This is a genomic window from Chromobacterium sp. CCUG 76385 (assembly GCF_059916625.1).
Genome location: NZ_JAUCGU010000014.1, coordinates 53166 through 80095, shown reverse-complemented (window position 1 = coordinate 80095; position 26930 = coordinate 53166). Strand labels below are relative to the sequence as shown.

Sequence of the window (26930 nt, the reverse complement as noted above, 5' to 3'; positions counted from 1 at the left end):
ATCAAACCACCTTATTTGCCGGCCGCACTGATGCCATAAGGGCACACAGCAGGCCATAAATGATGAGTCCAGTAACCATGGCTTTATAGTAAGCGAACGTTTGATACCATGCGCCACGCATAAAAACTGACATAATTGCCAAGAGCTGGATGTAATAAAATAAACTACCTGCCTTAGCTTTATCTTGAATTCTCTTAAATAGGTATGTTATAAGAGCGGGAATAAAAAACACACCCACCAGTCCGAAATTCAGGTACTCCTCAGCTAATTCGAAAAAGCCACCTATGGATAGGTAACCATATTTATCAAAAATAGCAGATAAGTCCTGGGGTCGGTCCGGATACAAAAAGTCAGGAGGTGTTCTTAAAAGGTATTCGAAATAAGGGATGCCCCACTGCCAGTCAATGACCTTATTCTGGACCATGTGCAGTACATTAGCATATGAAGAGGCAATGCCGCTTATTGTGCCTAAAAATAAGAAACCTTCATCTAACATTCGGGCAATACCGTCAAGCATTGTCTCCGTATCGACACCCGATAAAGAAGAACGCAAATACCCGAAATATTCCATCAGCACCGCTGCCAGCACCAGATAAATATAGTACCATATTGACAGCCTTCTATCTCGACCTCGAATAATTTGATACCCAACAAACAAGGCCATTATCCCCGATAAAAATTCAAGACGACCACCGCGGATTAATATACCCCAGACAAGCAAATAAAAATAACTTGAAAAGCTAACCAGCCAGTATGTTCTTTTATTAATTTGCGACGCAAATAAATAATTTAATCCGATAAAAATCACGCCCATAGCTTGTAAATTACCAAGAAGCTGCCCCTCCCCCTCTCCGGATGCATAAACAGCCAGCCATATAGGAGGACCATAGCTAAGTGCTGAAAAATAGCCGATCAAAAAAATAAAAAATGTACTTACCCCATGCAAGATTGTCAGCTGAGCTTCAGGCGTACTCTGAATCAGTGGTGGTCTGATATGTGTTTTTCTTGTTTCAGCCAATCCGTAGGCCAGCTGCATGCCAGACATAGCAAGTAGCGTTAGCGCAAACATCTTGACACCAATGTCAAAGGTTTGTACGCGCAGACCAAAGCCAGAAAAACCAATATCAGGCCCTAGGATTTTTACAAAGCCCGCATAAAAACCAATAGCAGAAAGAAAAACAAGCCTCAATTGACCCATGAAGTCTTGCTCCATCCTGCGAACATTCCAGATCAAGCCAAGAACAGCGAGCATAAAAATGACGTTGCCAAAGCTTTCAAATAGGGCACTGTCAAAATAAAGGATCAATCCGCCTGAAAAGTAGAATAAAAACCAGAATGCCCAAACTAATCCTAGCTGCATGTCTATTGCTCTTTACTCAACATAGCCGCAAAGTTTCTGCATCACTATATGGCCAAATATGGCATGAGCGTCTTCAGCGATTTGCATATCGTTAACATTGACCCACACGGTATGTTGCGCCAGATCCTTGAGTTTACCTCCAGAGTACCCACAAAGACCAAGTGTGACAGCCTGATTTTTATTAGCATATTCAACAGCTCTAATCACATTTTCCGAATTGCCACTACCGGATATGGCCAGAACAAGATCACCAGGTTGCAATATATTCATAAGCTGCTCGACAAATACGTTCTCAAACGATATGTCATTCGAGTAACTCATAATCAAACCCATATTATCGACAAGACTTCTACCTCTGAAGGGAATTTTTGTATTCAGATAAATGCTTTTATTCCAGTCATTTATGAAGTGCAACGCAGTCATTGAGCTTCCACCATTACCGAGCGTAATAATTTGCTTACCCGATCGCCATGCAGCTTCTATCACGTCAATGGCACGATCCATTTCTTCGCAATTGATTTCAGCCAGTGTATTTGCCAGCTTATTCAGATATTTGGACGTTGTGTTTTGCATAGTCATTATAGTTCTCTTTAGAATTTGGCTTAATGATAAAAAATAATGCGGCTGCCATGAGGTTCAAATTTGACATTAATGTGTCTGAGCCCTCTCAAAGCCTGCTTGATGCTTTCATGCTTTTCCACCGGCGCGGTGAGCATCAGGAACCCACCAGCCCCAGCCCCCAGAATCTTTCCACCTATTGCGCCAGCATTTAAGGCTTTGGAGTACCAATCGTCAATTTCTGCAGTGGAGATGCCCTGTGTCAGTTTTTTTTTCAACAACCAATTTTCATGCAGTATCTCGCCAAATACGGTGGTGTTGTTGCGCTCAAGCTCTGCCTTTAGGTCGTATGCTAGCCGCACCATCTGCGACATGGCAGTCTGCTTGTCTTGATTACATGTAATATCTTCTGATTGCCGCTGTAGAAGCCTGGATGCGCTGCGGGTAATGCCAGTATAAAACAGAAGCGTACTCTGCTCGATTAATTTAATCGTACTAGGTTCGCAAATGATGGGACTCACTACGACGCTGTCATCAGGCATGAATTCCATAAAATTAAATCCGCCGTATGCCGCTGCATATTGATCTTGTCGACCAATAGGTTCTTTGCAAATGTCAATTTCAATTTGGCAACTGCCCGCCGCCAGCGATTCACTGGAGCTGAAGATACCATTATAGGCGTTTAAAGCATGCAGCAGGCCTACAGTAAATGAACTCGATGATCCGAGGCCGGTGCCTTTTGATGGAATGTCAGCAATAGTTGTGATTTCAATCCCACCCTGGATCTGAAGATTCTGCAAAACAGCTTTGACCAGTTTGTGTTCTATTTGATCTACCGATGATACTTCTTCATTTTTTGAATAGGCAATTCGAATGCCATCATCGAATTTCTTGTTGATGGTAACGTAAACGTACTTGTCGATGGCAGTACTGATGACTGCACCGGTTTTGTATTTGTAGTAGGCGGGAAGATCACTCCCGCCGCCGACAAAACTCATTCGAAATGGGGTTCTGCTAATAATCATGCCTTGGGGTCCATTGAGTTGGGATTCTTGCCAGCGAGTCTATCAACTGCGCTTGCGTCATGATGGACATTACTTCTTCATACTCATCCTGGATGTGTTTTTGATAGTGGACTTGAGACTCTTGGTCATTATCTGAATTGCGCAGGTATTCATTCATAAGTTGTGTGCGCCGCTCTCTTTCATCAATGACGGTAGCAAATTTGTGGCAGCCTTGCGGAAGTTGACTGGAAAGGCTCAGTGCAACGACCCCCTCCAGAATCACGATGTCGGAGGGCATGATCTCCAATGTATTATCCTGGGCAGTACTAACGTGCACATTTTTCACATGTACTGGCAACTGTAACGCTATTGTATTGCATCTAGGTTGTGCCAGCTGCTTGCAAATGCGGTGTAGCCCCTGTAAGTTATGAATTCCCAACACCCCCGCCCTTCTTTCTTGCTCTGGAAGCAGCCAGCGATCGGTTGAGATTACGTGTGCCCTCTTGCCTTGTGCCTTGAGAACCATTTTCATGATCATCGAGGTTGAGCTTTTTCCACTACGCGCCTGCCCACCAATCAAGATAACTTGGCCGGGCAGTACATGTGCAAGCAGTTGGTTGGCCTTTATGCACGCCTGAGGATAGATGTCCAAAATAAATTGGACAGCCATAGGCAAGCTCGGGAACGTAAAGTCGGCTGTATTGTTATATTTTAGATCCAGACCAGCATAACCAGTTTCAACCAGAATCGATCGTAAACCGGCACGTCGCGCGGTTTCAATGTCTGTGGTCGTATCACCAATCAACCATGATCGCTCAAGATCAATATTGAGTTCTTTTTCTGCGCGATCAACGAGACCAGTGTTCGGCTTACGACAAGCACAACTAACCTTCAGTTCAGCGATCTCTCCGATAAAGCCGCTATCGGGATGATGCGGGCAGACGTAGATGCGGTCTACAAATGCCCCTTTTCTGCCAAGGAGAGTTTCGAGTTTGTTATGAATGTTTTTCAATTCCGCAAAGCTGCACTCTCCGCGAGCGACGACGGGTTGATTGGTAATAATACAAGTGCGGTATGCCGATTGGTTTATGGCTCGAATAGCCTCTTCCACTCCGTCAAGCAATTCCAGTTGGTCTGCCGACTTGAGAAAGTGAACTTCCTTATTAATAGTTCCATCCCGGTCGAGGAAAATCGCAGGTTGTTTGTGTGCCAGGCTTGATCGTTCGACCTTTCCACTGATCAGATGTTGCGTGATCTTATCTAGCCTAGCAGGAGTCCCGCAGTCTTTGATGTATTCAGGACTATTGTAACCATAAAGCCTTTGCCCACTAGCCAGGAGTTCCGGAAACAAGTGCTTGCCAAAGTCGAAAATACCTTGTACGCCAGCTTGGCGCCATGGTTTTAGGGCATCACGATTTAGAATGTAAAGAGCCGCATTGACCAGGTTGGGCAGGTAATGATCGGAAGGATGCGGATAAGCATGAAAGACTGTAATCCGGCCATCTTCATCCATCTCGACAAGGTCGGAATCCTGAGGATGATCATTAGGGTGCAAAAAGATGGTGCCAGCACTGTCTTTGTTGCGCGTATGCGCAGCTTCAAATCTCCCTATGTCCACTTCAAGCATAGTGTCGCCATAGACCACCAGGAATTCATCATCGAGACAGTCGTAGATGTTCAGCACTGCGCCCGCAGTACCTCGGGGCTCGCCATCATCAACACATGATATCTGCAGCTCCCAGTTGGCATGGGAGTTGCAAAACTGCTCGATTTTTTCAGCTTTGTAGTTAACCAGTATGATGATACGCCTATAACCATACCGTTTAAGCAAAAGGATCTGCCGCTCGAGTAGGGGAATACCGGCCACGTCAATCAACGGCTTTGGCAAATCCCCAAGTCTTTCGCGCAGCCGAGTACCTTGACCTCCGGCCAGAATGATGGCTTGCTGCAGGCTCACGCGTTTTGCTCTTGTTGAACGATTTGTCTGATCGCTTTTTTGATGGCTTGTTCTGAGTTTAGTTTTGGATTCCAGCCAAGGCTTTTTAGTTTTTCGATGGAATAGATAAATCGAGGTACATCACCTACCCATCCTCTGTTGCCCTCGCCATACTCAATGGTGGCTCCAGATTCTACGACACGCACGGTTTCTTCCGCAATAAACTTGACAGTGACGCCTTCATCGTCAGCACCTATGTTATAGATTGCTCGATTCTCCTGCGCATGGTCATGTATCCAGAGCATGGCCTCCACCAGCTCTTCGACGTGCAGGTAACCCTTTTGCTGCGTTCCATCTCCGAGTACTAGCAACTTATCAGGTGTCTGTTTAAGTTTGCGGACAAAGTCGAGCATGACACCATGTGTAGCAGGGACCCCGATAACATTGGGGAAACGGAATATCCAGACTTGGCCAAGGAAGCTTTCGGCAGCGGCACTAATGGCGGCTTCCGAAGCCAGTTTCATCGCGCCATAGTTCGAGATCGGCAGGAGTGGGCCAATATCCTCGACCAGAGTATTACTGCCATGATCGCCGTAGATGGCTGAGCTTGATGCAAACGCCAACTTTTCTATGGAAAGTTGTTTCATGACCTCCAGCACGCAGTGCGTTGTCATGAAAGTGTCTTTGAGATCGACCGATGAATCGCTAACACCTGCAGGTATGTCTGAATTGGCTGCAAGATGCCAGCACTCCGTAATAGACTCTGTCTTGGAAAATTGCTCACAAGCTTGCAAAAGTACACCTGGCTCAGTTATGTCCAATTGCTTAAATTCAAAGCCCGGATTGGATAATAGTTGGTTCATGTTGCGTGTGGAACCACGGCTAAGGTTATCCACTCCACAAACGCGAACTCCTCGATCCAGCAAGGTTGCAGCCAAGTTAACACCTACAAAGCCTGCCACCCCTGTAATCAGTATGCTCATTATTGCTCCTCAATTGATCGTCAATAGCGCGTCTTCTAATGCCGTGACGGTTGATTCCAGAGAAAAACTCTGCACGCGTACTTGCGCCTGTTGGCTCATGCTTTCCCATGCAGTTTTGTCAGCAAGAATGTTGATCATCGCCTGACCAATGGCTTCAGGTTGGCGCTGTTGGATAAGCAACCCGGTGACACCATCTTCGATTAGCTCTGCCGGTCCTGACTCACAGTTAACACTAATCACAGGCGTACCCAGCACCATGGATTCGACCAGTGTTGCCGGAAAACCCTCCCAGATGCTGGTCATGACGAAGACATCTGATGATGCAATCAACTCTTCTGCATATTCCACAAAGCCAAGTAACGTTACGTCTTGCTGTAAGCCGAGTTCGTTGATTAAACTTTGCAGCTTCTCTTTTTCAGGCCCTGTACCCGCAATTTTTAGTTTGAGCGGCATAACTTTTCTAGCATATGCGAATGCCTTGATTAGCAAGATAAAATCTTTCTGACTAGTCAGACGACCCACAGAGCAAATGACTGGGATCGCATTATTTCTTTCTATGTTATGGCTGCGACTCTTGATTCGATCAAGATCGAATGCCGGATAGACTGTCTGGACCTTACTGCGGGGAACACCCCAGTTCTCTACAAAATCATTAGCTGCCGATTTTGACACGCAACGAAGCAAATCCAACCGGTAATAGTTTTGAAGTGAAAAATAGTAAAGATATCTCCAAGGTGCTTTGAAATCACTTGGATCATTTCTTATAGCATTGGACAAGTGTTGATGCTCTTCACCCACAAAGATTACATCCTTGCCGTAGAGCATTCTATAAAGAACCATAGTAAAATTTGTCTGCGGACAGATCGATAAACAAAACTTCACTTTCGATTTCTTTAAAAAAAGTCTTAGCGCAATCGGCCATGCCAGTATTCTGAAAAATGGAATGGTAGAGATTACGGGTATCCTTGGTAACTCAACCCTATCGACCGAATCAGGAATTTCTTTTTCCATATCACCTGATTGATCAAAAACCAAAACAGTTACATCCCAACCTTTTTGCACTAGGACTCTAATTGACGCCGCTGCAGCTCTTTGTGCCCCAATAAAAAAATAGTTCGGAAAAAGATATACAATACTTTTCATTTCAACCTTCCCCACAAACTAGAAATTGATCATTTCACAAATTTGCTCAACGACCAAGTATATCTAAAATCTCCTGAGTACATTTTGAAAATCGTCACGCGATTTATGATGACGCAGGAGAAAGTCCATTATCTCTCTTTGAAAAAGAGTAACAGGAAAAACATAAAAAATATACCAAACCAAATAAAATCATTGACACAACAACACCAAACAAACCAAAAAAGTATGCTGCAATGAAATTCGAAACCAAACAGAATACTGATGAAAACATTTTAATAACCATCATTACGTTAGGTTGAATATTTCTCATCAAGTGAGAAGAAACCACATCACCAGCCTGATAAAAACCAGCAGCAACAATCATATAAGGCATGAGGTGAGCCATTGCCGTATACCTATTATCCACTATGCTACTTAGAATGGCGTTCCCAAAGAACAAGGCAAGACAAACAGAGATAATAACTGAAAAAAGCAAAAACCAAAGTAATTTAACAATTATTTTCTCAGCTCCCTTATTCGCATATATCATCGGAGTAAACAGTGTCATAACAACACCCATACCCATTAAAAATGGAGCATATGCCACTTGATAAAGAACACCATATTGTGCAACACTATCACTACCAACAAAAAGCTTCAGTGCCCATTTATCAGATGCTTGCTGTAACCATACAAATACCCCCCAGAATGAAGCCGGAGCTGCTATTTGCATAATTCTCTCACGCCAGCAAATTTCCACACAAGCATTTTCACAAACAGTGGCTTGCCCAATCTTTCCCTGGACCATTCTTTGGTAACACAATGCAGTTAAAGTTGCTAATATATATATGCCAATAACTTTCTTTGCATCAATAGCCATACATTTACTTATCAACACGATGCCGAAAACTTTCACAAACTGCTCAAGAATTGTTACGTATGCAGTTTCTCGTCTATTCCTAGCTAAATTTTGAACACCGGTAGCAATATCATTAATGCCGTATATGAACGAATACAAAGAAAGCAATGCCAAAAGTAACAATAAATCGTGATCCACATCAAAAAACAACCCTAACAAACAACCTATCATTATTACCAAATACACAATTAAAGCGTCTCTGAATAATTTTTTTGCTGATTTTTTGAACCTGAAATATTCTCCCATACCAATTGCTTGAACATATATCCTACCTACTCCCTGACCCAATGCACCCATTAATATTTGGGTGAAAAAATTAAAAATAGTCAATCCAAGCATTAATTCAGCATACTGATTCAGCAACATCGCATGAGTTAAATATCTCACAAGCAGCATGCTTGAAACGAAAGCAACTACTTTACCAAGCAGCACCCACGCAAATTCACTTATCATCCGACGTGCCATTTTGTATTTCTCACTCAAATTATGCAGAAGCGATGTGAAACTGCTGCAGCTGGTCATATGTACAGCGCGCTACATCGATCAATCACATACAGGACATCTGGAATGGGTTAAAAAATTCTGATGGACAAACCTTATAGACTGGGAGCGGCATATATGATTATAAATATCTAGTCACTCTACACCAACGCTATATATTTAAGTAACTTTCTCAACTCACCGAAACCAAATATATAATACGTCAACAAGTCTTGTTCATGTCGCTTATTCTGCTTTATTATTAGCCTCGACAATCAATCACAATAAATTTAGTAGGAGATGAGTGCAATGACCTCTCGCCGAAAGTTGCGACATCATACCCTTACAGCAAGGCCATCAGAAGTGAATAAAACAAGATATGATCTTTGCGAGGCTAATAGATTACAAATATCACGCAGTAAAAGCTCAAGGCTGTTACTACCGGTCACACGGAATGCGCGAAGCATTGATCAAAACTTGCAGTACAACGTAAATGGTCTGAGACAGCTATTGATGCCCAGACATGCGTTTGCTCTACCGGGTCATGGTATCGAAATTTTAAATTAGCTTCCTTACCTAGCCTATAGTGGAATTGAATGGATATCCGCTCAACAAAGTAGAGCACAAGATGCAGCTTGAGTGCACACACTGCGACTGACTTCGTGGTCGCAGGGCAAGCACTTCAACTCGTTTTCATCTGTTCATACTTTTCCTGGATGGTGTCATCAAAAATCAGTATGTCATCTTCACACTCAATCGAACACATTGGCGACTTATATGTGTTTGCAATCATTTGGCTTTCAACAAATACGTGCATCTAAAAAACATGATGTACGTGGCAAGCATTTCCGAAATGATGGTTAGATAGTTTTTTTGACTTGCAGTCAATGAAATGTGCTTAACTTACTGGTGCAGTTATTTGATCATATAAACTATCACTCAACCTAGTTATGGTTAATCTAACCATCAACTATTAGCTACAAGTCTGACGCCATGATACAAAAAAGCTGTTCTATATAGATCTAGCGTTTTCTTTATACGAATAGATTATCAAGCAGGTCGCCTTCTGTTTCAGACACCTATTTTGAAATTACCGGAAATTAATTCTTAAACTCAGTTGAATTAAAATGAACTGACAGAGCAGGCACTCAAGGCAATATTAGCGTTACATTTAGGCCGAAAATGCGCAACCTCTCCGTACCGAACCGATGCAAGCCATATAATCATCGCAAAAGAAATCACTACAGCGTCATCCTCAATAGTCAGGCTACATAAATATTGTTAGTTATCTAGTTTATAATAATTTTTAAACCAAGCTGCGAAATTAGCCACTCCATCCTCGACGGATGTACTTGGCTTATAATCGAATTGATCAACAAGGTCATCTACATTAGCCCATGTATCGGGCACATCACCTGGCTGCATCGGAAGAAACTCTTTATTGGCTTCTTTACCCAGCGCCTTCTCAAGAGCACTAATGTAATCCATCAAGTTCACCGGATGGTTATTGCCAATATTGTAAATCCTCCATGGAGCTTTGCTAGTGCCTGGATCAGGATTGTTACTCGACCAAGCTGGGTTTGGCAACGCAGGTCGATCCAATACGCGTACAAGTCCCTCAACGATGTCATCAACGTAGGTAAAATCCCTGCGGTGCATTCCGTGATTAAAGACCTTGAGCGTTTCACCTTTTGTAATTGCCTGCGCAAATTTCTGCAGGGCCATATCGGGGCGATCCCAAGGACCATAAACAGTGAAAAAACGAAGCCCCGTTGTCGGCAACCCATACAGATGGCTGTATGTGTGAGCCATTAGTTCATTAGCTTTTTTTGTCGCAGCATATAGACTAAGGGGGTGATCAACATTGTGGTGTACTGAGAATGGCATAGCGGTGTTGGCACCATACACGCTAGAGCTACTTGCGTACACTAAGTGTTCTACGCCACTATGGCGGCAGCCTTCCAAGACATGGCCAAAACCTACAAGATTACTATCAATGTATGCGAGAGGATTCTCAATCGAGTAGCGTACACCTGCTTGTGCCGCCAGATTGACAACTCGCTGGGGCTTGTGAGTCTCGAACAACTCAACCATGGCAAGACGGTCAGCCATGTCCATGCGAATGTGGGTATAGTTGAGATGATTAATTTGGCGTGCCAGACGAGCTTCTTTCAACGCCGGGCTGTAGTAATCGTTATGATTATCGATGCCAATAACGGTATCGCCACGTTCCAATAAACGTAGTACCAAAGTAGATCCAATAAAGCCGGCCGAACCGGTGACAAGCACTTTCAATTAATCGCTCCCAAATAAGTCGCGGGTGTAAACCTTTTCAATCACATCCGCTAAAGCTTCTGCTCTTCTGTTGGCAACAATGACATCTGCCTTTTGCTTGAATACTTGCAGATTATTAATGACTTGAGAATGATAGAACTCGCCACCATCGAACGCTGGCTCATAGACAATGACTTCTATTCCTTTAGCCTTAATGCGCTTCATGACTCCCTGAATACTAGAAGCCCTAAAATTATCCGAACCAGCCTTCATTATTAAGCGGTAGATACCAACCACCTTGGGTTTCCGATTAATGATCTCATCAGCGATAAAATCCTTCCGCGTCGTATTGGATTCAACAATGGCACGAATGAGATTTTGAGGAACATCACGATAGTTAGCCAGCAATTGCTTGGTATCTTTAGGCAGACAGTATCCACCATAGCCAAAACTGGGGTTGTTGTAGTTGTGGCCGATGCGAGGATCGAGACTAACACCATCAATGATCTCGCGTGTGTCCAGTCCGTGGGTAGCCGCGTAGGTGTCCAGCTCGTTGAAATAGGCCACACGCATAGCGAGGTACGTGTTAGCGAAGAGTTTGATCGCCTCAGCCTCGGTGCTACCGGTGAAATGAATGGGAATATCCTGCTTGAAGGCGCCTTGTTGTAGAAGTTTTGCAAAAGTTTCTGCACGAGTGGATTTTTCACCCACAACGATACGCGATGGGTACAGGTTGTCATACAGTGCCCGCCCCTCACGCAGAAACTCTGGCGAGAAGATAACATTTTGCGTGCCAAGCGTTTCGCGTATACGAATAGTGTAACCAACCGGGATAGTCGATTTAATAACCATCGTAGCAGTCGGGTTGATTGCCATCACATCGCGAATTATCGACTCGATAGAATTGGTATTAAAATAGTTGGTTACAGGGTCATAGTCTGTGGGTGTGGCAATAATGACAAATTCTGCGCCTTCATATGCGTCTTGTTTGTCTAGGGTCGCTCGAAAATTTAAATTTTTACGTATAAGAAAATCTTCGATTTCCACATCTTGGATCGTCGACTCTTTACGATTTAGCATCGCTACCTTTTCAGGCACAATGTCGAGACAGACAACTTCATTGTGTTGCGCAAGCAGCACACCATTTGACAAACCGACATACCCCGTACCAGCAATAGCTATCTTCATGTATTAGCCCTTTCTCGGCCCTCATTCTCACTTTCACTGACTTCTTTCTGAAGTACCTCAATCTCCGCCTTCAACGCCTCATACTCTTCTATCTTGCGTTGCAGAAAGCGATGAGTGATGGAAGCTTTTTCCGCGATTCCGTTGGGCGTGAGGGTGTAGATATAGCCGAATTTGTTTCGGGCATAAGCGAAGTTTTTCATCTTCACCAAGCCCTTCTCCATCAATGCCTTGAGACAGTAGTTTAGCCCGCCCACACTGACACCCACCCTTTTAGCCAGCTCCCGCTGGGTGAGGTCCGGGTTTTCTTGCAAGATGCGCATCACCCGGAAATAGGTATCTTCTTGTAGCCTTGCTTGACGACTGGTCATGAGATCGAAACATCACTCCAAAATGACATGCTGAATGAGAATACTTTCAAACACACTACAGCCACTTACATTGCATCCAGACTTAATAACCTAGGATACAGCAAAAGCGTGTTCTGTAAGAACTCGAACATTGTACTCAATGTCATGCAAAAAGGTCTACTGCACCAAACGATAGAGACCATGAAAACATCGATGAGCGCGTGGAATCGTTTCTGACGCGGCCCATTTAAGACGAATGGCCTTATCTGTGGCTGGATGCCACCTACCTGAAAGTGCGCAAGGCCGGGCGCGTGGTGTCGGTCGCCGCCATAGTGGCTTGCGCGGTGAACCCGTTGCCTTCGGGGAGTGGGACGGACTACTTTCGAAGTAAGCCAACATTCCCTCCGCTGCCTGCCTGCCCTCGTATACTGCCCGCACCACCAGATCCGCCCCTCGAACCATGTCCCCCCCAGCAAAAACTTTGGGATTGCTGGTTTGGTACTTGTAAAGCCCTCGCGCAACCAGGATCCGGCCACTGGAGCTAGCGGCAATGCCCTGGGTTTCGAACCATGATGCAGCCTCTGCCTGGAAACCAAAAGCGACGATGACGTGGTCGCACTCGATGATCTCCTCGCTGCCGGGCACTACTTCGGCGCTGCGACGGCCTTTTGCATCCGCCTCTCCCAGCCGAGTTGACGCCAGCTTGACTGCCAGCGTACCGCCTATCATCGGCTCGATCGCCAGCGGCTGCCGATTCCACAGGAATTCGACGCCCTCTTCCTTGGCATTGGCAACCTCTCGCTTCGACCCCGGCATATTGTCTTCGTCGCGGCGGTAGGCGCAGATCACGCGTCTGGCGCCCTGGCGGATGGCGGTGCGATTGCAGTCCATCGCGGTATCCCCGCCACCCAGCACCAGCACTCGTTTGCCCTTCATCGAGATCGCCTGTTCCCCCGCAGGCAACGTGCCCAAACTTTGCCTCACGTTATTGATTAGGTAGGGCAAGGCCTCAAGCACGCCTTGACTGTCTTCGCCTGGAAACTCGCCCTTCATATTCTTATAAGCGCCCATGCCCATGAACACGGCATCATGCTGGTGCATCAGCTTGTCGAAGGCGATGTCTTTCCCCACTTCAGTATTCAGCACAAACTCCACGCCCATGCCTTCCAGTATTTCCCGGCGGCGGCGCACCACCTCTTTCTCGAGCTTGAATTCCGGAATGCCGAAGGTCAGCAAACCACCGATTTCCTCGTAGCGGTCATACACCACCGCTTTGACGCCATTGCGCACCAGCACGTCCGCACAGGCTAGGCCTGCCGGACCAGCGCCGATGATCCCCACGGTCTTGTCCGTCCAAACTACCTTTGACATATCCGGCCGCCAGCCTGCTTTGAAGGCTTCATCGGTGATGTATTTCTCGATGCTGCCGATGGATACTGCGCCAAAGCCGCCCTGGTTCAAGGTGCAGGCGCCTTCGCACAGCCGGTCTTGCGGACAGACGCGGCCGCAGATTTCCGGCAGGCTGTTAGTCTGATGCGACAGCTCGGCCGCCTCGAACAGTCGGCCTTCCTCCACCAGCTTCAACCAGTCGGGAATGTAGTTGTGCACCGGACACTCCCACTCGCAATAAGGGTTGCCACAGGACAGGCAGCGGCCGGCCTGGTCGGCGGCGTCCACTGCATGCAGCGGCTGGTAGATTTCCTTGAATTCGATTTTACGAACGCTGGCTTCCACTTTGTCGCCAGGGTTGCGCGACAGCTTCATGAACTGGAATACATCGGACATGGTTTTCTCTCCCGCGAGGGAGGGCGACGCCCTGCGCCGCCCTATATTTATGAGTTGCAAGCGGCGCTTAGTCTTTGAGCAGGCTTTCCAGCTTGGCGGCCTTGGGCTTCACCAACCAGAAGTAGTCCACGTAATCGTCGAAGTTCTGCAGCATGGCGCGGCCGGTTTCCGAACCGGTCAGCTCCACATGCTTGGCGATCTTCTCCAACAGGTAGGCGCGGTACATGCCCATCGCCTCGCCGTTGATCAGGTGGATGTCGATCAGCTCGTTGTTGTAGCGATAGGCGAACTTCTCGTTCGGGTCGTAAACGAAGGCGAAGCCGCCGGTCATGCCCGCGCCGAAGTTGTAGCCGGTTTCGCCCAGTACGATGACGGTGCCGCCGGTCATGTATTCGCAGCAATGGTCGCCCGCGCCCTCGATTACGGCCAAGGCGCCGGAGTTGCGCACGCCGAAGCGCTCTCCGGCGATGCCGGCGGCGAACAGCTGGCCGCCGGTCGCGCCGTACAGGCAGGTATTGCCGATGATGATGGACTCGCCCGCCGGGTAGCCGGCATCCTTGGGCGGGTAAATGGTGACGCGGCCGCCGGCCATGCCCTTGCCGACGTAGTCGTTGGCGTCGCCCTCCAGCTCCAGATGCAGGCCCGCCGCGTTCCACACGCCAAAGCTCTGGCCGGCGCTGCCGGTGAATTTGACCTTCAGGCAGCCAAACGGCAAACCGGCCGCGCCGTGGACGCGGGCGATCTCGCCGGATAGGCGCGCGCCGATGGAGCGGTGGGTGTTTTCAATCGGGTAGGCCAGCTCCAGCATCTGCTTGTTGTGGATGGCCGGCAGCGCGTCTTGCAGAATCTGCTCGGCTAGCTCGCCCTTGTCGAAAGACGGATTGCTGTCGGCTATGCAGTAACGCGGCTCGCTATCCGGCACCGTGCCCAGCGACAGCAAAGGGGTCAGATCAAGACGCCCCTGGCGCTCGCTCTCGCCTTCCAGCACTTGCAGCAGGTCCATGCGGCCGATCAGCTCTTCCATGGAGCGCACGCCCAGCTTGGCCATCCACTCGCGGGTTTCGCGGGCGATGAACAGGAAGTAGTTGACCACCATGTCCGGCAGGCCGGTGAAGTATTTGGAACGCAGCTTGATTTCCTGCGTCGCCACGCCGGTAGCGCAGTTGTTCAAATGGCAGATGCGCAGGTATTTGCAGCCCAGCGCCACCATCGGTCCGGTGCCGAAGCCGAAGCTCTCCGCGCCGAGGATGGCGGCCTTGACTACGTCGAGGCCGGTTTTCAGGCCGCCGTCGGTCTGCACGCGCACCCGGCCGCGCAGGCCGTTGGCGCGCAGCACCTGCTGCGCCTCGGACAGGCCCAGCTCCCACGGCGAGCCGGCGTACTTGACCGAAGTCAGCGGCGACGCGCCGGTGCCACCGTCATAACCGGAAATGGTGATCAGGTCGGCATAGGCCTTGGCCACGCCGGCTGCGACAGTGCCGACGCCAGGCTCGGCCACCAGTTTCACCGACACCAGCGCCGACGGGTTGACCTGCTTCAGGTCGAAGATCAGCTGCGCCAGGTCTTCGATGGAATAGATGTCGTGGTGCGGCGGCGGCGAGATCAGGCTGACGCCTTCCTTGGCGTGGCGCAGACGCGCGATCAGGCCGGACACCTTGTCGCCTGGCAGCTGGCCGCCCTCGCCCGGCTTGGCGCCCTGAGCCACCTTGATCTGCAGCACTTCGGCGTTGACCAGGTAATGCGGGGTGACGCCGAAACGGCCCGACGCCACCTGCTTGATCTTGGACATCTTCTCGGTGCCGTAGCGCGCCGGGTCTTCGCCGCCTTCGCCGGAGTTGGAACGGCCGCCCAAACGGTTCATGGCGATGGCCAGCGCCTCGTGCGCCTCCGGGCTCAGCGCGCCCAGCGACATGCCGGCCGAGTCGAAGCGCTTGACGATGGCCTCTACCGGTTCCACCTCGTCCAGCGGAATCGGCTCGCCGGCCAGCTTCAGCTGCATCAGGTCGCGCAGCATGGCCACCGGCCGGGTATTCACGGTTTCGGCGTATTGCAGGTAGACGTCGTAGTCGCCGTTCTGCACCGCTTTTTGCAACAGCTGCACCACGTCCGGGTTGTAGGCGTGGTACTCCTCGCCGTGCACGTACTTCAGCAAGCCGCCGTGGTTGATCGGCCGCATAGGATTGAAGGCCAGCTTGGCCAGTTGCTTCTGATCGGATTCGAAATCATCGAAATTGGCGCCGGACACCCGCGACACCGTGCCCTTCAGGCACAGGTCCACCACTTCCTCATGGATGCCGACCGCCTCGAACAATTGCGCGCCGCGATACGAGGCGATGGTGGAGATGCCCATCTTGGACAGCACCTTGAGCAGGCCCTTGTTGATGCCCTTGCGGTAATGCTGCAGCGCTTCGTTGGCCTTCAGCGACACCTCGCCGCTGTTCACCAGATCGATGATGGTCTGGTAGGCCAGATACGGGTACACCGCGGTGGCGCCGTAACCCAGCACGCAGGCCATCTGATGCGCGTCGCGCACGGTGGCGGTTTCCACCACGATATTGGTCTTGCAGCGCAGGCCGGCGTCGATCAGCGCGTGATGCACCGCGCCGGTGGCGAACAGCGCGTGGATGGGCAGCCGCTCGCCGGTGGCGTGGCGGTCCGACAGCACCACCACCACCGTGCCCTCCTGCACCGCTTCCACCACATGCCGGGTCAGACAGGAAATCGCTTCGCGCAGCGTGGTTTCGCTCGGGTCGTAGCACAGGTCGAAGTTGGTGGCCTTCAGGTAAGGTTCAGGCCGGGTGGTGACGCGGGTGAACTTCTCGTGGCTCAGCACCGGGCTGCGCACTTCCAGCCGCTTGGCGTGTTCGGCGCTCTCTTCGAACATATTGCGCTCGGGACCGAACACGGTGTTCAAGGACATCACCACCGCTTCGCGGATCGGGTCGATAGGCGGGTTGGTCACCTGGGCGAACTGCTGGCGCAGGTAGTCGAACGGCGAGCGGACTTTTTGGCTCAGCACCGCCATCGGCGTGTCGTCGCCCATGGAGCCGACAGCTTCCTGGCCATCGGCCGCCAGCACGCGCAGGATCTGGTCGCGCTCCTCGCGGCTGAGATTGAACATCTTCTGCAACCGCGTCAGTTCATCCTTGGACAGCGGCTCCACGCCGGCATCGTCCTCGATCGACAGCTCCAGGTACTTGGCGCTGTCCTTGATCCACTGCCGATACGGCTTGGCGCTTTTCAGCATCGCGTCGATGTCTTCCGGCATCAGCAGCTCGCCGTTCATCAGGTCCGCGCCAAACAACTGGCCAGGCTTGACGCGGCCCTTCTTCACCACGTCCTGCGCGCGGTAGTCCCAGACGCCGACTTCGGAGGCGATGGTGAGGATGTTGTCGCGGGTCAGCACCCAGCGCGCCGGACGCAGGCCGTTGCGGTCCAGCATGCAGGCGGCGTAGCGACCGTCGGTCAGCACGATGCCGGCCGGACCGTCCCACGGCTCCATGTGCATGGAGTTGAATTCGTAGAAGGCGCGCAAATCCTTGTCGGTGCTGTCTACGTTCTGCCAGGCCGGCGGGACCAGCAGGCGCAGCGCGCGGAACAGCGGGATGCCCCCCATCAGCAGGCCTTCCAGCATATTGTCCAAGCTCATCGAGTCCGAACCGTCGGTCTGGACGATGGGGCGCACCGCGTCCATGTCCAGGTGCGGCGAGGCCATGATGCGCTCGCGCGCGCGCGCCCAGTTGCGGTTGCCTTGCACCGTGTTGATCTCGCCGTTGTGGGCAAGGAAACGGAAAGGCTGGGCCAGCTTCCACTGCGGCCAGGTATTGGTGGAGAAGCGCTGGTGGAATACCGCCAGGCTGGATTCGAAGCGCGGATCAGCCAGGTCCAGGAAGAAGCGCGGCAGGTTTTCCGGCGTCACCAGGCCTTTATAAGAGATGGTGTGCGGCGACAGCGTGGGCAGGTAGAAACAGGAGTCATCTTCCTTATTGGCCTTTTCCGCCTGACGACGCCCCATGTACAGACGCCGCTGGAAGGCCAGCTCATCCATGCCGAACGGACAGTTCACGAACACCTGGGAAATGGCGGGCAAGGACGCCAAGGCGGTTTCGCCGCAGGCCGCAGTATCGACCGGCACGGTACGAAAACCGGCCACTTCCAGCTGCTGCGCCTCCAGATGTTCGCGCAGGCGCGCGAGGCTGCGCTCGCCTATCGCCCGATCAGAGTGGTGAAACACCAGACCGGCGGCGTACACTGACTTCAGCGCGATGCCGGCCTCCGCCGCCACTTCGCGCAAAAAGCCATCCGGTTTCTTGAACAACAGGCCGCAGCCATCTCCCGACTTGCCATCCGCCGCCACTGCGCCGCGGTGCGTCAGCTTGGCCAGCGAGGAAATGGCGGTGGCCACCAGCCAATGGCTGGGCTTGTCGTCCAGTTGGGCGATCAGGCCGAAGCCGCAGCTGTCCTGTTCGAATTCCGGTTTATACAATGTGCCCTGCAGTCGGCGCTGTCGGTCCATTTCTCTGCCCATTTATACTTTGTAGTGATGTGTTCGATTCTACGGGCAAGATCACGCCTGCCGCAAGCCGGTTTACCGCGCCGCAACAATCATTTGATTTCAATCAGTTGATGCACAATGTCTTGTTTTTGATATGTAATTCCACTACTTGAATCATGCGCATTTTTTGATTTTTTGAGACAAAAATTTTCAAAAAAACGACAGTTTACGGCAGCGTGAAATAGATACAAACCCGCAATCCAAGCGATATTTTGTATTTTGTTAGACAACATTCAAAATAATCATGAACCGAGACGATCAGTCGCAGCAAACCCTGCAATTCGTCCGCCAGCTGGCGGAACAGGCCTTGTCGCGCTCAGCCGGCGCGCCACTGACGGCAGGAAATCAGGTGGAATTGTTGTACGACAGCGCGCAAAACTTCCCAGCCTGGGAAAATGCTCTCGCCGCCAGCCAGGATTCCGTCTTTATTGAAATGTATATTTTCGCCAATGACCAATTTGGCCTGAAAATACTCGAAATCCTTATAAATAAAGCCAGATCAGGCATACAAGTTTGTCTGTTATATGATTGGCTGGGCAGTTGGCGCGCGCATCTGTCCCGCTTTTTCACACCCTTGATCGAGGCCGGCGCCGAAGTGCGCGCCTATCATCCGCCCAGCCTGAGCGGCGGACTCAGCATGCTCGGCCGCAACCATCGCAAGATGATCATCGTCGACCGGCGGGAGCTGTTTGTGGCCGGCCTGTGCATCAGCGCCAGCTGGCAGGGCCGTCCAGAGCATGGCTTGGCGCCATGGCGCGACACCGGGCTCGCGCTGCGTGGCCCCCTGCTGGCGCAGGCCCTGGCCGCATTCGCCGACAGCTGGGCCAGCTGCGGCGCGCCGCTGGACGCGCGCTGGCTGCAACCGGCCCAAACCGAGCCTTGCGGCGAGACGGCGGCGCGGCTGATCGCCACCACGCCCTCCACCGCTCGGATGATGCGGCTGGATCTATTGGTGGCCAGTTTCGCGCGCCATACGCTATGGCTGACCGACGCCTACTTCATGGCCACCAGCCTGTATCTGTCCGCGCTCAAACAGGCGGCGCTGGATGGCGTGGATGTGCGGCTGCTGGTGCCGCGCTCCAGCGACATCCGCTGGATAGGCACCGTATCGCGCACCCAATACCGTCCGCTGCTGGAGGCTGGCGTACGGGTGTTCGAATGGGACGGCCCGATGATCCACGCCAAAACGGCGGTTGCCGACGGCCGCTGGGCGCGCATCGGCTCCACCAATCTCAATCTGTCCAGCTGGCTGGTCAACCGCGAGCTGGACATCGCGCTGGAAGACGCCACCCTGGCGGCGCAACTGGCCGAACGTTTCCTGCAGGATCTGGAAAACGCCACCGAGATCGTGTTGAAGCAGCAGCGCAAGCGCGCGGTGCCGACGCCGGTGCGGCGGGAAAAACGCCGCCGCGGCTCGCCTAAGGAAATGGCGCTGAGCGGCGCCAGCGCCGCCGCGCGCCAGGCCGCCCGGCTTGGCGACATGCTGGGCGCCGTCGTGCACGGCAGCCGCAGCGTGGAAAGCAGCGAAGCGCCGGCCTTTCTCAGCATAGGCGTGGCGCTGTGCCTGCTGGCGCTGGCCGTGGGCTATTTCCCCTGGCTGGTGGCCGCGCCGCTGACCCTGCTGCTGGCCGGCGCCGGTCTGTCCATCGTCGCACGCTCCGTCAGCCTGTACCGGGCCAAACGGAGAAAAAAACAACAGTTGCGCCAGGCATTGCCAGACGCGCGGCAAGACGAAACGCCGCCGCCCGACGTCCAATAAAAACATGCGCTTAGCCGCCCCCGCGCTCCATCGCCGCAACCATGCCAAACCTAGGCCTGGCGCGCATCGCGTTTTTTTTGCCGCGCGTGCCGCATCGCACCACAACATGCCAGACAAAAGGTCTACAATTCGCGCTTTCTTGGGATGTTCTCCAGGCCGGCTGACGTGAAGCGACTATGGGTCGCCAAGTACGGACCGCGGCGCAAAGCGACCCGTTTTATTCGCGCCTCAAGGCCAGCCTCCAGGGCGGCGGCGAAGATTCGTTCTTCTGCCCGTGCGTACAGATCTGCGCCCCACGCGCACCGAGCGACATGGCGCCGCCGCCGGCGATCCTCCGGCCCCGCCGTCATGTCCGAGTTAACAGCAACAAGGACTCAGGTATGCGTTTTCACTTCCCCATCGTGATCATCGACGAGGATTTCCGCTCGGAAAACACCAGCGGTTCCGGCATCCGCGAACTGGCCGCCGCCATGGAAGCGGAAGGCATGAGCGTGATCGGCTATACCAGCTACGGCGATCTGACCTCCTTCGCCCAGCAACAAAGCCGCGCCGCCGGCTTCATCCTGTCGATAGACGACGAGGAATTCCAGACCGAGGATTCGGCGCAGCAGGCGCTGGGCAATCTGTACGGCTTCGTCGCCGAGATCCGCCGCCGCAACCCGGACATCCCGGTCTATCTGTACGGCGAGACCCGCACCGCGCGCCACATTCCGAATGACATTCTGCGCGAGCTGCATGGCTTCATCCACATGCATGAGGACACGCCGGAGTTCGTCGCCCGCCACATCATCCGCGAGGCCAAGAGCTATCTGGACAACCTGGCGCCGCCGTTCTTCCGCGCGCTGGTGGACTACGCCTACGACGGCTCCTACTCCTGGCACTGCCCCGGCCACTCCGGCGGCGTCGCCTTCCTGAAAAGCCCGGTGGGCCAGATGTTCCACCAGTTTTTCGGCGAAAACATGCTGCGCGCCGACGTCTGCAACGCGGTGGACGAGCTGGGCCAGCTGCTGGACCACACCGGGCCGGTGGCGGCATCCGAGCGCAACGCCGCGCGCATCTTCAACGCCGACCACCTGTTCTTCGTCACCAACGGCACGTCCACGTCGAACAAGATCGTCTGGCACAGCTGCGTCGCCGCCGGCGACATCGTGCTGGTGGACCGCAACTGCCACAAGTCGAACCTGCACGCCATCATCATGACCGGCGCCATCCCGGTGTTCCTGATGCCGACGCGCAACCACTACGGCATCATCGGCCCGATTCCGAAATCCGAGTTCCAGCCGGACACCATCAAGAAGAAGATCCTGGCCAATCCGTTCGCCCGCGAAGCGCTGGAGAAGCACCCCAACCGCAAGCCGCGCATCCTGACCCTGACCCAGTCCACCTACGACGGCATTCTGTACAACGTCGAAGAGATCAAAGGCCTGCTGGACGGCGAGGTGGACACGCTGCACTTCGACGAAGCTTGGCTGCCGCACGCCAGCTTCCACGACTTCTACCGCGATTTCCACGCCATCGGCGAGGGCCGGCCGCGCTGCGAAGACAGCCTGGTGTTCTCCACCCAGTCCACCCACAAGCTCTTGGCCGGCATCAGCCAGGCCTCGCAAATCCTGGTGCAAGACCCGCAGAACCGCCAGCTCGACACCGCCTGGTTCAACGAGGCCTACCTGATGCACACCTCGACCAGCCCGCAATACTCGATCATCGCCAGCTGCGACGTGGCAGCGGCCATGATGGAGCAGCCGGGCGGCCAGTCGCTGGTGGAAGAATCGCTGGTGGAGGCGATGGAATTCCGCCGCGCCATGCGCAAGGTGGACGAGGAATACGGCCGCGACTGGTGGTTCAGCGTGTGGGGCCCGGACGACCTGTCCGACGACGGCATCTGCGACCAGACTGACTGGACGCTGCGCCCGGACGAGCGCTGGCACGGCTTCGCCGGCATCGAAGAAGGTTTCAACATGCTGGACCCGATCAAGGCCACCGTGCTGACGCCGGGCCTGGACGTGGACGGCAGCTTCGAAGAGATGGGCATTCCGGCAGCCATCGTCACCAAGTACCTGACCGAGCACGGCGTGGTGGTGGAAAAAACCGGCCTCTACAGCTTCTTCATCATGTTCACCATCGGCATCACCAAGGGCCGCTGGAACACGCTGATCTCGTTGTTGCAGCAGTTCAAGGACGACTTCGACAAGAACCAGCCGATGTGGCGCGTGATGCCGGAATTCGTCGCCAAGTACCCGCAGTATGAGCGGGTGGGCCTGCGCGAGCTGTGCCAGCGCATCCACAGCCTGTACAGCAAGCACGATGTGGCGCGCCTGACCACCGACATCTATCTGTCCGATATGGAACCGGCGATGCGCCCGGCCGACGCCTTCGCCAAGATGGCGCACCGCGAGATCGAGCGCGTGCCGGTGGACCAGCTGGAAGGCCGCGTCACCGCGGTGCTGCTGACCCCGTACCCGCCGGGCATTCCGCTGCTGATCCCGGGCGAGCGCTTCAACAAGACCATCGTCGACTACCTGCGCTTCGCCCAGGCCTTCAACCGCGAGCTGCCGGGCTTCGAAACCGATGTCCACGGCCTGGTGGCGGTAGAGGTGCAGGACCGCAAGGTCTACTGCGTGGACTGCGTCAAACAGTAAGCGCGGTCATGACAAAGGCGGGAGCACAGCTCCCGCCTTTTCCGTTTCCCAAACCGTTGCCCAGTGCAGAACGCTATAGCTTGGTCGCCAGCCGGTTGCGGCCGGCCTCCTTGGCCCGATACAAGGCATCGTCCGCCCGCCCCAGGGCCTGCGCGGTATCATCGCCGGCGCGCAGCAGGGTCAGGCCGGCGGAGCAGGTATAGGCAAAGTCCACCGGCTCCGCCAACGGCCGCGATTCCGCCACCGCGGCCAAGATCGCCGTCACCATCAGCTCCGCCTCGCGCAAGGCCCGGTCGGGCATCAACAGCAGGAATTCCTCGCCGCCGAGCCGTCCCAACCCATCCTTGGGCTCCAGCATGGGCTGCACTCTCCGCACGAAATCGCGCAGCACCGTGTCGCCCGCCAAGTGGCCGTAACGATCATTGATCCGTTTGAAGTGATCGAGGTCCAGTATCCCCACCACGCAAGCGGGAGACTCCGCCGCCCGTGGCTGGCGCAATAGCCGCTCCAGCTGGCTCATGATGTGGGCGCGGTTGCTGATGCCCGTCAACGGGTCCGTCAACGCCGCCCGTTGGGCCGCATCGCGCGCGATGCGCAGCTCGCGCTCGTCCGCCCGCAAACTGGAAATATCGGAACAGACGCACAGCAGCCAGCCGTCGGCTTGCAGCGTTTCCGTCACCCAGATCCAGCGGCCGTCAGTCAAATCGGCCTCGAAAGTGCGGAACGGCTGCTTGCCGCGCCGCGAGCGGGCGGAAGCGATCCAGGCATCGATGTCGTCGGTGCGGATACAGCTGCCATGCCCACGCTCATAGCCGCGGCGCATCAATTGCTCCCAACTGAGACGCTCGTCCGGCGCCACGCCAAAGGTGCCGCAGAACGCCGCGTTGGCATAGCACAGCAGATCGCGCGGATTGAACAGCGCGATCAACAACTGGCTGTCCTGCGCCAAGGACAGCAAACGGCTGGCAATCTCCGTATCGCCACCAACATCGGCCATGGTTTAGCGCTCCTGAAAGTTTACGGGGACCGCAAACCAGTCCTCGCCGGAAGCAGACCCTGCCCTAACCATAGCCGAAACGCCGGCCGGCGCTCATTGCCGCGAAGCCGCCAGCAAACGCACGGCCAAGCCGCCGAACACGGTGGCCAGCAGATATTGCGGCCAAGGTCCGGCGCCGCCGCCGGACAAGGCCTTGCCCATGCGGCTGCTGGCCACGATCACCAGCGCATTGACGCAAAAAGCCACCCCGTTCAGCAGCGTGGCCAGCAGCATGATCTGCAGCGCCACCGGGCCGGCCTGCGGCTCGATGAATTGCGGAAACAGCGCCAGCACAAACAAGGCCATCTTGGGATTGAGCAGATTGGTGGTCAGCCCCTGCAGCGCGATGCGGCGCATAGACTGGCCTGCCGATGGGGCCGACGGCGAACGCAGCACGCCGTCGCTGCGCAATGTGGTCCAGGCCAGATACAGCAGGTAGACGGCCCCGGCGATGCGCACCGCGTCATAAGCCAGCGGCACCAGCACGAACAGCTGAGCCAGTCCCAGCGCCGCCAGCAGCGCATGGCAGTAAGTCCCGACCTGGATGCCGAACAGCGTGGCGAAACCGGCGCGCAGCCCCTGGCTGGCGCTGCGGCTGGCAATCAGCAACATGTCGGGACCGGGGGTCGCGGCTAACGCGAGGCAGGCCAGGGAGAACAGCAGCAGGGTAGACAAGGCAGGCATCGGTCATCACCGTCAATTAAGCAAGCCTTCATCGTAACACCCTCGCCGCAAACGCCATACCGCCAGCATGACGGCTACCAGCCATTCTCCAGCACGATATGGCCCGGCGCGTTCTGCCGCGTCATGCGGTAGCCCATCTTCATCAATTGGCGATGGGTGTCTTCCACCATCTTGGGGTTGCCGCACAGCATGAAACGGCTGTGCTCCGACGACATCTCGATGCCGGCGCGCGCCGCCAGCTCGCCGCTCTCCAGCAAGGCCGGGATGCGCTGATTCAGCATGCCGGCCGGCGCGGCGCGCGTCACCACCGGCAGATACTGCAACTTGTGGCCATGCTCCTGCCACAGCGGATGGGATCGCAGCGCGGCGATCTCGTCCTGGAATGACAGCTCCGCCGCCTCGCGCACGCAGTGCGCCAGCACAATGCGCTCGAAACGCCGCCAGACCTCCGGCTGCTGCAAAATGGACAGGTAGGGCGCGATGCCTGTGCCGGTGGCCAACAACCATAGATCTCGCCCATCCGGCAGCCTGTCCGCCTGGAAGAACCCCATCGCCCGCTTGTCCAGCATCATCTGATCGCCCGGCTGCAGCATGGCCAAGCGCGAGCTGAATTGCCCATCCGGCACCACGATGGAGTAAAAATCCAGACACTCGTCGTATTCGGCCGAACACATGGAATAGGCGCGCCACACCTGGCCGCCGCCCTCCAGCGGCAGACCCAGCCGGGCAAACTGGCCAGCGCTGAAGCGAAACGACTCAGGACGCGTGAGCCGGAAGCTGACCAGCTTGTCGGTCCAATGCTTCATGTCCGTAATGGTTTCGACGGTGTATTTCTGCTGAATCTCGGCTTCCAGGGCGGCATTCATCGCGAAATCCAATTGTTGAGTAATTTACTCAACAATTATGTACCCGAGCCGCCATCCTTGCCAAGCCAGGCATTCAACTGCGGATGCCGTCGCGCGGGAGGCAAGGCGCGCAAGGCTTCCTGCGGCATTAACAAGCCCCTAGGGGCTGTTGACGTTTTGTGAGCGGTCGCGCCGGGATGCGTTTTGCGACGAATCGAGGCGTTTCGCGCGCCGCATAGTCATTCTCTGCCAGCGCGGAACAACGAAGAGTCGGCGCGAAAGGCGCCCGGCCCTGCGGGTTTGGCCGCTTTGGGCCGGAAGCCGCGTTGTCCAGCCCTTGCATAGAATGACTATGCGTCGGACTGCGCGCCTTGCTTCCGGCCCAAATCGGCTCAAACGCGATCCACTCACCAAACGTCAACAGCCCCTAGCTCTCTCCACCAAAAAGCCTCATTCTATTCAGCGATCCGTTCATCACGAAAAGGACTAAATCATGACCATCGCACTGGCCCTGCATGGCGGCGCCGGCACGCTGCGCCGTCAAGACATGGGCGCCGAGCAGGAAAAGGCTTACCGGAAAGGTTTGGAACGCGCGCTGGATGCCGGCCATGCGCTACTGCTCGCCGGCGGCAGCGCGCTGGACGCGGTATGCGCCTGCGTCTGCGCGCTGGAAGACGATCCGCTGTTCAACGCTGGCCGCGGCTCGGTTTTCACGCTGGACGGCAAGCAGGAAATGGAAGCCGCGGTGATGGACGGCAGCCGCCAGGATGCCGGCAGCGTCACCGGACTCTCCCAGGTGCAGAATCCGGTGCTGCTGGCCCGCGCGGTGATGGAGCGCACGCCGCACGTGACGCTGGGCTTTGCGGCGGCCGAGGACTTCGCCCGCCGCATCGGCCAGCCCATGCAGCCGCCGGCCTACTTCCATACCGAGAAGCGCTGGCAGGCTCTGCAGCTGGAAATGGAAAGGCTGGCGCAGGGCGGCGGCGACGAAGACATCCCGGAAGACCGCAAGCACGGCACAGTCGGCGCCGTGGCGTTGGATGAACAAGGACGGCTGGCGGCAGCCACCTCCACCGGCGGGCGCACCGCCAAATGGCCGGGCCGCATCGGCGACACGCCGGTGATCGGCGCCGGCACCTGGGCCGACAGCCATTGCGCCGTGTCCGGCACCGGCCATGGCGAATACTTTGTCCGCGCAGCGGTAGGCCACGAGATCTCCGCCCGCATCCGCTACCTAGATGAAACGCTGGCAAGCGCCTGCGATGCCGTCGTGCACGGCCAATTGCTGAAGATGGGCGGCAGCGGCGGCGTAGTGGCGGTGGACCGTTGGGGCCGGGTGGCCTTGCCCTTCAATTGCGAAGGGATGTACCGCGCGGCGATCGACGGCGACGGCCGGCGCTTGATCGCCATCTATCACAACGAGGACTAGGGGCTGTTGACGTTTGGTGGGCGGTCG

17 protein-coding genes and 2 pseudogenes are annotated in these 26930 nt (G+C 54.4%); 4 read left to right on the top strand and 15 right to left on the bottom strand.

The features are described from left to right. Window position 1 precedes the first annotated feature (1 nt). The 10 genes from QUG01_RS11230 to QUG01_RS11185 form a co-directional block, all read right to left on the bottom strand. Window positions 2-1360 carry a hypothetical protein gene (locus tag QUG01_RS11230; protein ID WP_500830221.1) on the bottom strand — a complete coding sequence of 453 codons (1359 nt, stop codon included), beginning with the start codon at window positions 1358-1360 and terminating at the stop codon, window positions 2-4. Window positions 1361-1372: 12 nt separating this feature from the next. Beyond that, window positions 1373-1939 (bottom strand): D-sedoheptulose-7-phosphate isomerase, encoded by a 567-nt coding sequence (locus tag QUG01_RS11225; protein ID WP_500830220.1) that lies wholly within the window; start codon window positions 1937-1939, stop codon window positions 1373-1375. Window positions 1940-1962: 23 nt separating this feature from the next. Further along, the gene (locus QUG01_RS11220) at window positions 1963-2943 is read right to left on the bottom strand and encodes a GHMP family kinase ATP-binding protein (RefSeq protein ID WP_500830219.1); all 981 of its coding nucleotides are present in this window, start codon (window positions 2941-2943) and stop codon (window positions 1963-1965) included. Next, on the bottom strand, window positions 2933-4879 hold the full coding sequence (locus tag QUG01_RS11215) for an HAD-IIIA family hydrolase (protein ID WP_500830218.1): 1947 nt from the start codon (window positions 4877-4879) through the stop codon (window positions 2933-2935). The genes QUG01_RS11220 and QUG01_RS11215 overlap by 11 nt, the downstream gene beginning before the upstream one ends. Next, the gene (locus QUG01_RS11210) at window positions 4876-5841 is read right to left on the bottom strand and encodes an NAD-dependent epimerase/dehydratase family protein (RefSeq protein ID WP_500830217.1); all 966 of its coding nucleotides are present in this window, start codon (window positions 5839-5841) and stop codon (window positions 4876-4878) included. The genes QUG01_RS11215 and QUG01_RS11210 overlap by 4 nt, the downstream gene beginning before the upstream one ends. A gap of 9 nt (window positions 5842-5850) precedes the next feature. After that, on the bottom strand, window positions 5851-6984 hold the full coding sequence (locus QUG01_RS11205; protein WP_500830216.1) for a glycosyltransferase: 1134 nt from the start codon (window positions 6982-6984) through the stop codon (window positions 5851-5853). Window positions 6985-7087: 103 nt separating this feature from the next. Then, complete coding sequence (locus QUG01_RS11200; RefSeq protein WP_500830215.1) at window positions 7088-8347, bottom strand: lipopolysaccharide biosynthesis protein; 1260 nt, start codon at window positions 8345-8347, stop codon at window positions 7088-7090. 1296 nt (window positions 8348-9643) lie between these two features. Further along, window positions 9644-10651, bottom strand: a complete 1008-nt coding sequence (locus QUG01_RS11195) for an NAD-dependent epimerase (RefSeq protein WP_500830232.1) — start codon at window positions 10649-10651, stop codon at window positions 9644-9646. Between the two features lie 6 nt (window positions 10652-10657). Further along, on the bottom strand, window positions 10658-11824 hold the full coding sequence (locus QUG01_RS11190) for a nucleotide sugar dehydrogenase (protein ID WP_500830214.1): 1167 nt from the start codon (window positions 11822-11824) through the stop codon (window positions 10658-10660). Then, window positions 11821-12192, bottom strand: coding sequence for a MarR family EPS-associated transcriptional regulator (locus tag QUG01_RS11185; protein WP_500830213.1), 372 nt, complete (start codon window positions 12190-12192; stop codon window positions 11821-11823). The genes QUG01_RS11190 and QUG01_RS11185 overlap by 4 nt, the downstream gene beginning before the upstream one ends. A 188-nt stretch (window positions 12193-12380) precedes the next feature. On the opposite strand from QUG01_RS11185, the pseudogene QUG01_RS11180 reads away from it, so the two are divergent. Continuing rightward, a pseudogene (locus QUG01_RS11180) lies at window positions 12381-12521 on the top strand (transposase); the annotation flags it as partial. A 31-nt stretch (window positions 12522-12552) separates the two neighbouring features. Here QUG01_RS11180 and QUG01_RS11175 read toward each other — a convergent pair. Further along, window positions 12553-13956: pseudogene (locus tag QUG01_RS11175) on the bottom strand (FAD-dependent oxidoreductase); the annotation flags it as partial. Window positions 13957-14023: 67 nt separating this feature from the next. Beyond that, a complete protein-coding gene (gene gltB, locus QUG01_RS11170) occupies window positions 14024-18472 on the bottom strand; it encodes a glutamate synthase large subunit (protein WP_500830212.1) in 4449 nt (1482 codons plus the stop codon). Window positions 18473-18755: 283 nt separating this feature from the next. Here gltB and QUG01_RS11165 point away from each other — a divergent pair, with 283 nt between their 5' ends. Beyond that, the gene (locus QUG01_RS11165; protein ID WP_500830211.1) at window positions 18756-20270 is read left to right on the top strand and encodes a phospholipase D-like domain-containing protein; all 1515 of its coding nucleotides are present in this window, start codon (window positions 18756-18758) and stop codon (window positions 20268-20270) included. A 380-nt stretch (window positions 20271-20650) separates the two neighbouring features. After that, window positions 20651-22909 carry an Orn/Lys/Arg family decarboxylase gene (locus QUG01_RS11160; protein WP_500830210.1) on the top strand — a complete coding sequence of 753 codons (2259 nt, stop codon included), beginning with the start codon at window positions 20651-20653 and terminating at the stop codon, window positions 22907-22909. A gap of 73 nt (window positions 22910-22982) precedes the next feature. Here the strand turns inward: QUG01_RS11160 and QUG01_RS11155 are convergent, their stop codons facing one another. From QUG01_RS11155 to QUG01_RS11145, 3 genes are all read right to left on the bottom strand, one after another. Then, complete coding sequence (locus tag QUG01_RS11155) at window positions 22983-23906, bottom strand: GGDEF domain-containing protein (RefSeq protein ID WP_500830209.1); 924 nt, start codon at window positions 23904-23906, stop codon at window positions 22983-22985. A gap of 93 nt (window positions 23907-23999) precedes the next feature. Next, the gene (locus QUG01_RS11150; protein ID WP_500830208.1) at window positions 24000-24629 is read right to left on the bottom strand and encodes a LysE family translocator; all 630 of its coding nucleotides are present in this window, start codon (window positions 24627-24629) and stop codon (window positions 24000-24002) included. A gap of 74 nt (window positions 24630-24703) precedes the next feature. Continuing rightward, window positions 24704-25495 (bottom strand): ferredoxin--NADP reductase, encoded by a 792-nt coding sequence (locus QUG01_RS11145; RefSeq protein WP_500830207.1) that lies wholly within the window; start codon window positions 25493-25495, stop codon window positions 24704-24706. A gap of 472 nt (window positions 25496-25967) precedes the next feature. Here QUG01_RS11145 and QUG01_RS11140 point away from each other — a divergent pair, with 472 nt between their 5' ends. Further along, on the top strand, window positions 25968-26903 hold the full coding sequence (locus QUG01_RS11140; RefSeq protein WP_500830206.1) for an isoaspartyl peptidase/L-asparaginase family protein: 936 nt from the start codon (window positions 25968-25970) through the stop codon (window positions 26901-26903). The last annotated feature ends 27 nt before the right edge of the window (window positions 26904-26930 follow it).

Excerpts from the sequence above, each read along its gene's own strand:
- QUG01_RS11165 (WP_500830211.1), top strand. The coding sequence starts at position 18,756 with ATGAACCGAGACGATCAGTCGCAGCAAACCCTGCAATTCGTCCGCCAG.
- QUG01_RS11190 (WP_500830214.1), bottom strand. The coding sequence starts at position 11,824 with ATGAAGATAGCTATTGCTGGTACGGGGTATGTCGGTTTGTCAAATGGT.
- QUG01_RS11205 (WP_500830216.1), bottom strand. The coding sequence starts at position 6,984 with ATGAAAAGTATTGTATATCTTTTTCCGAACTATTTTTTTATTGGGGCA.
- gltB (WP_500830212.1), bottom strand. The coding sequence starts at position 18,472 with ATGGACCGACAGCGCCGACTGCAGGGCACATTGTATAAACCGGAATTC.
- QUG01_RS11140 (WP_500830206.1), top strand. The coding sequence starts at position 25,968 with ATGACCATCGCACTGGCCCTGCATGGCGGCGCCGGCACGCTGCGCCGT.
- QUG01_RS11220 (WP_500830219.1), bottom strand. The coding sequence starts at position 2,943 with ATGATTATTAGCAGAACCCCATTTCGAATGAGTTTTGTCGGCGGCGGG.
- QUG01_RS11155 (WP_500830209.1), bottom strand. The coding sequence starts at position 23,906 with ATGGCCGATGTTGGTGGCGATACGGAGATTGCCAGCCGTTTGCTGTCC.
- QUG01_RS11150 (WP_500830208.1), bottom strand. The coding sequence starts at position 24,629 with ATGCCTGCCTTGTCTACCCTGCTGCTGTTCTCCCTGGCCTGCCTCGCG.
- QUG01_RS11185 (WP_500830213.1), bottom strand. The coding sequence starts at position 12,192 with ATGACCAGTCGTCAAGCAAGGCTACAAGAAGATACCTATTTCCGGGTG.
- QUG01_RS11145 (WP_500830207.1), bottom strand. The coding sequence starts at position 25,495 with ATGAATGCCGCCCTGGAAGCCGAGATTCAGCAGAAATACACCGTCGAA.
- QUG01_RS11210 (WP_500830217.1), bottom strand. The coding sequence starts at position 5,841 with ATGAGCATACTGATTACAGGGGTGGCAGGCTTTGTAGGTGTTAACTTG.
- QUG01_RS11200 (WP_500830215.1), bottom strand. The coding sequence starts at position 8,347 with ATGGCACGTCGGATGATAAGTGAATTTGCGTGGGTGCTGCTTGGTAAA.
- QUG01_RS11160 (WP_500830210.1), top strand. The coding sequence starts at position 20,651 with ATGCGTTTTCACTTCCCCATCGTGATCATCGACGAGGATTTCCGCTCG.
- QUG01_RS11230 (WP_500830221.1), bottom strand. The coding sequence starts at position 1,360 with ATGCAGCTAGGATTAGTTTGGGCATTCTGGTTTTTATTCTACTTTTCA.
- QUG01_RS11225 (WP_500830220.1), bottom strand. The coding sequence starts at position 1,939 with ATGACTATGCAAAACACAACGTCCAAATATCTGAATAAGCTGGCAAAT.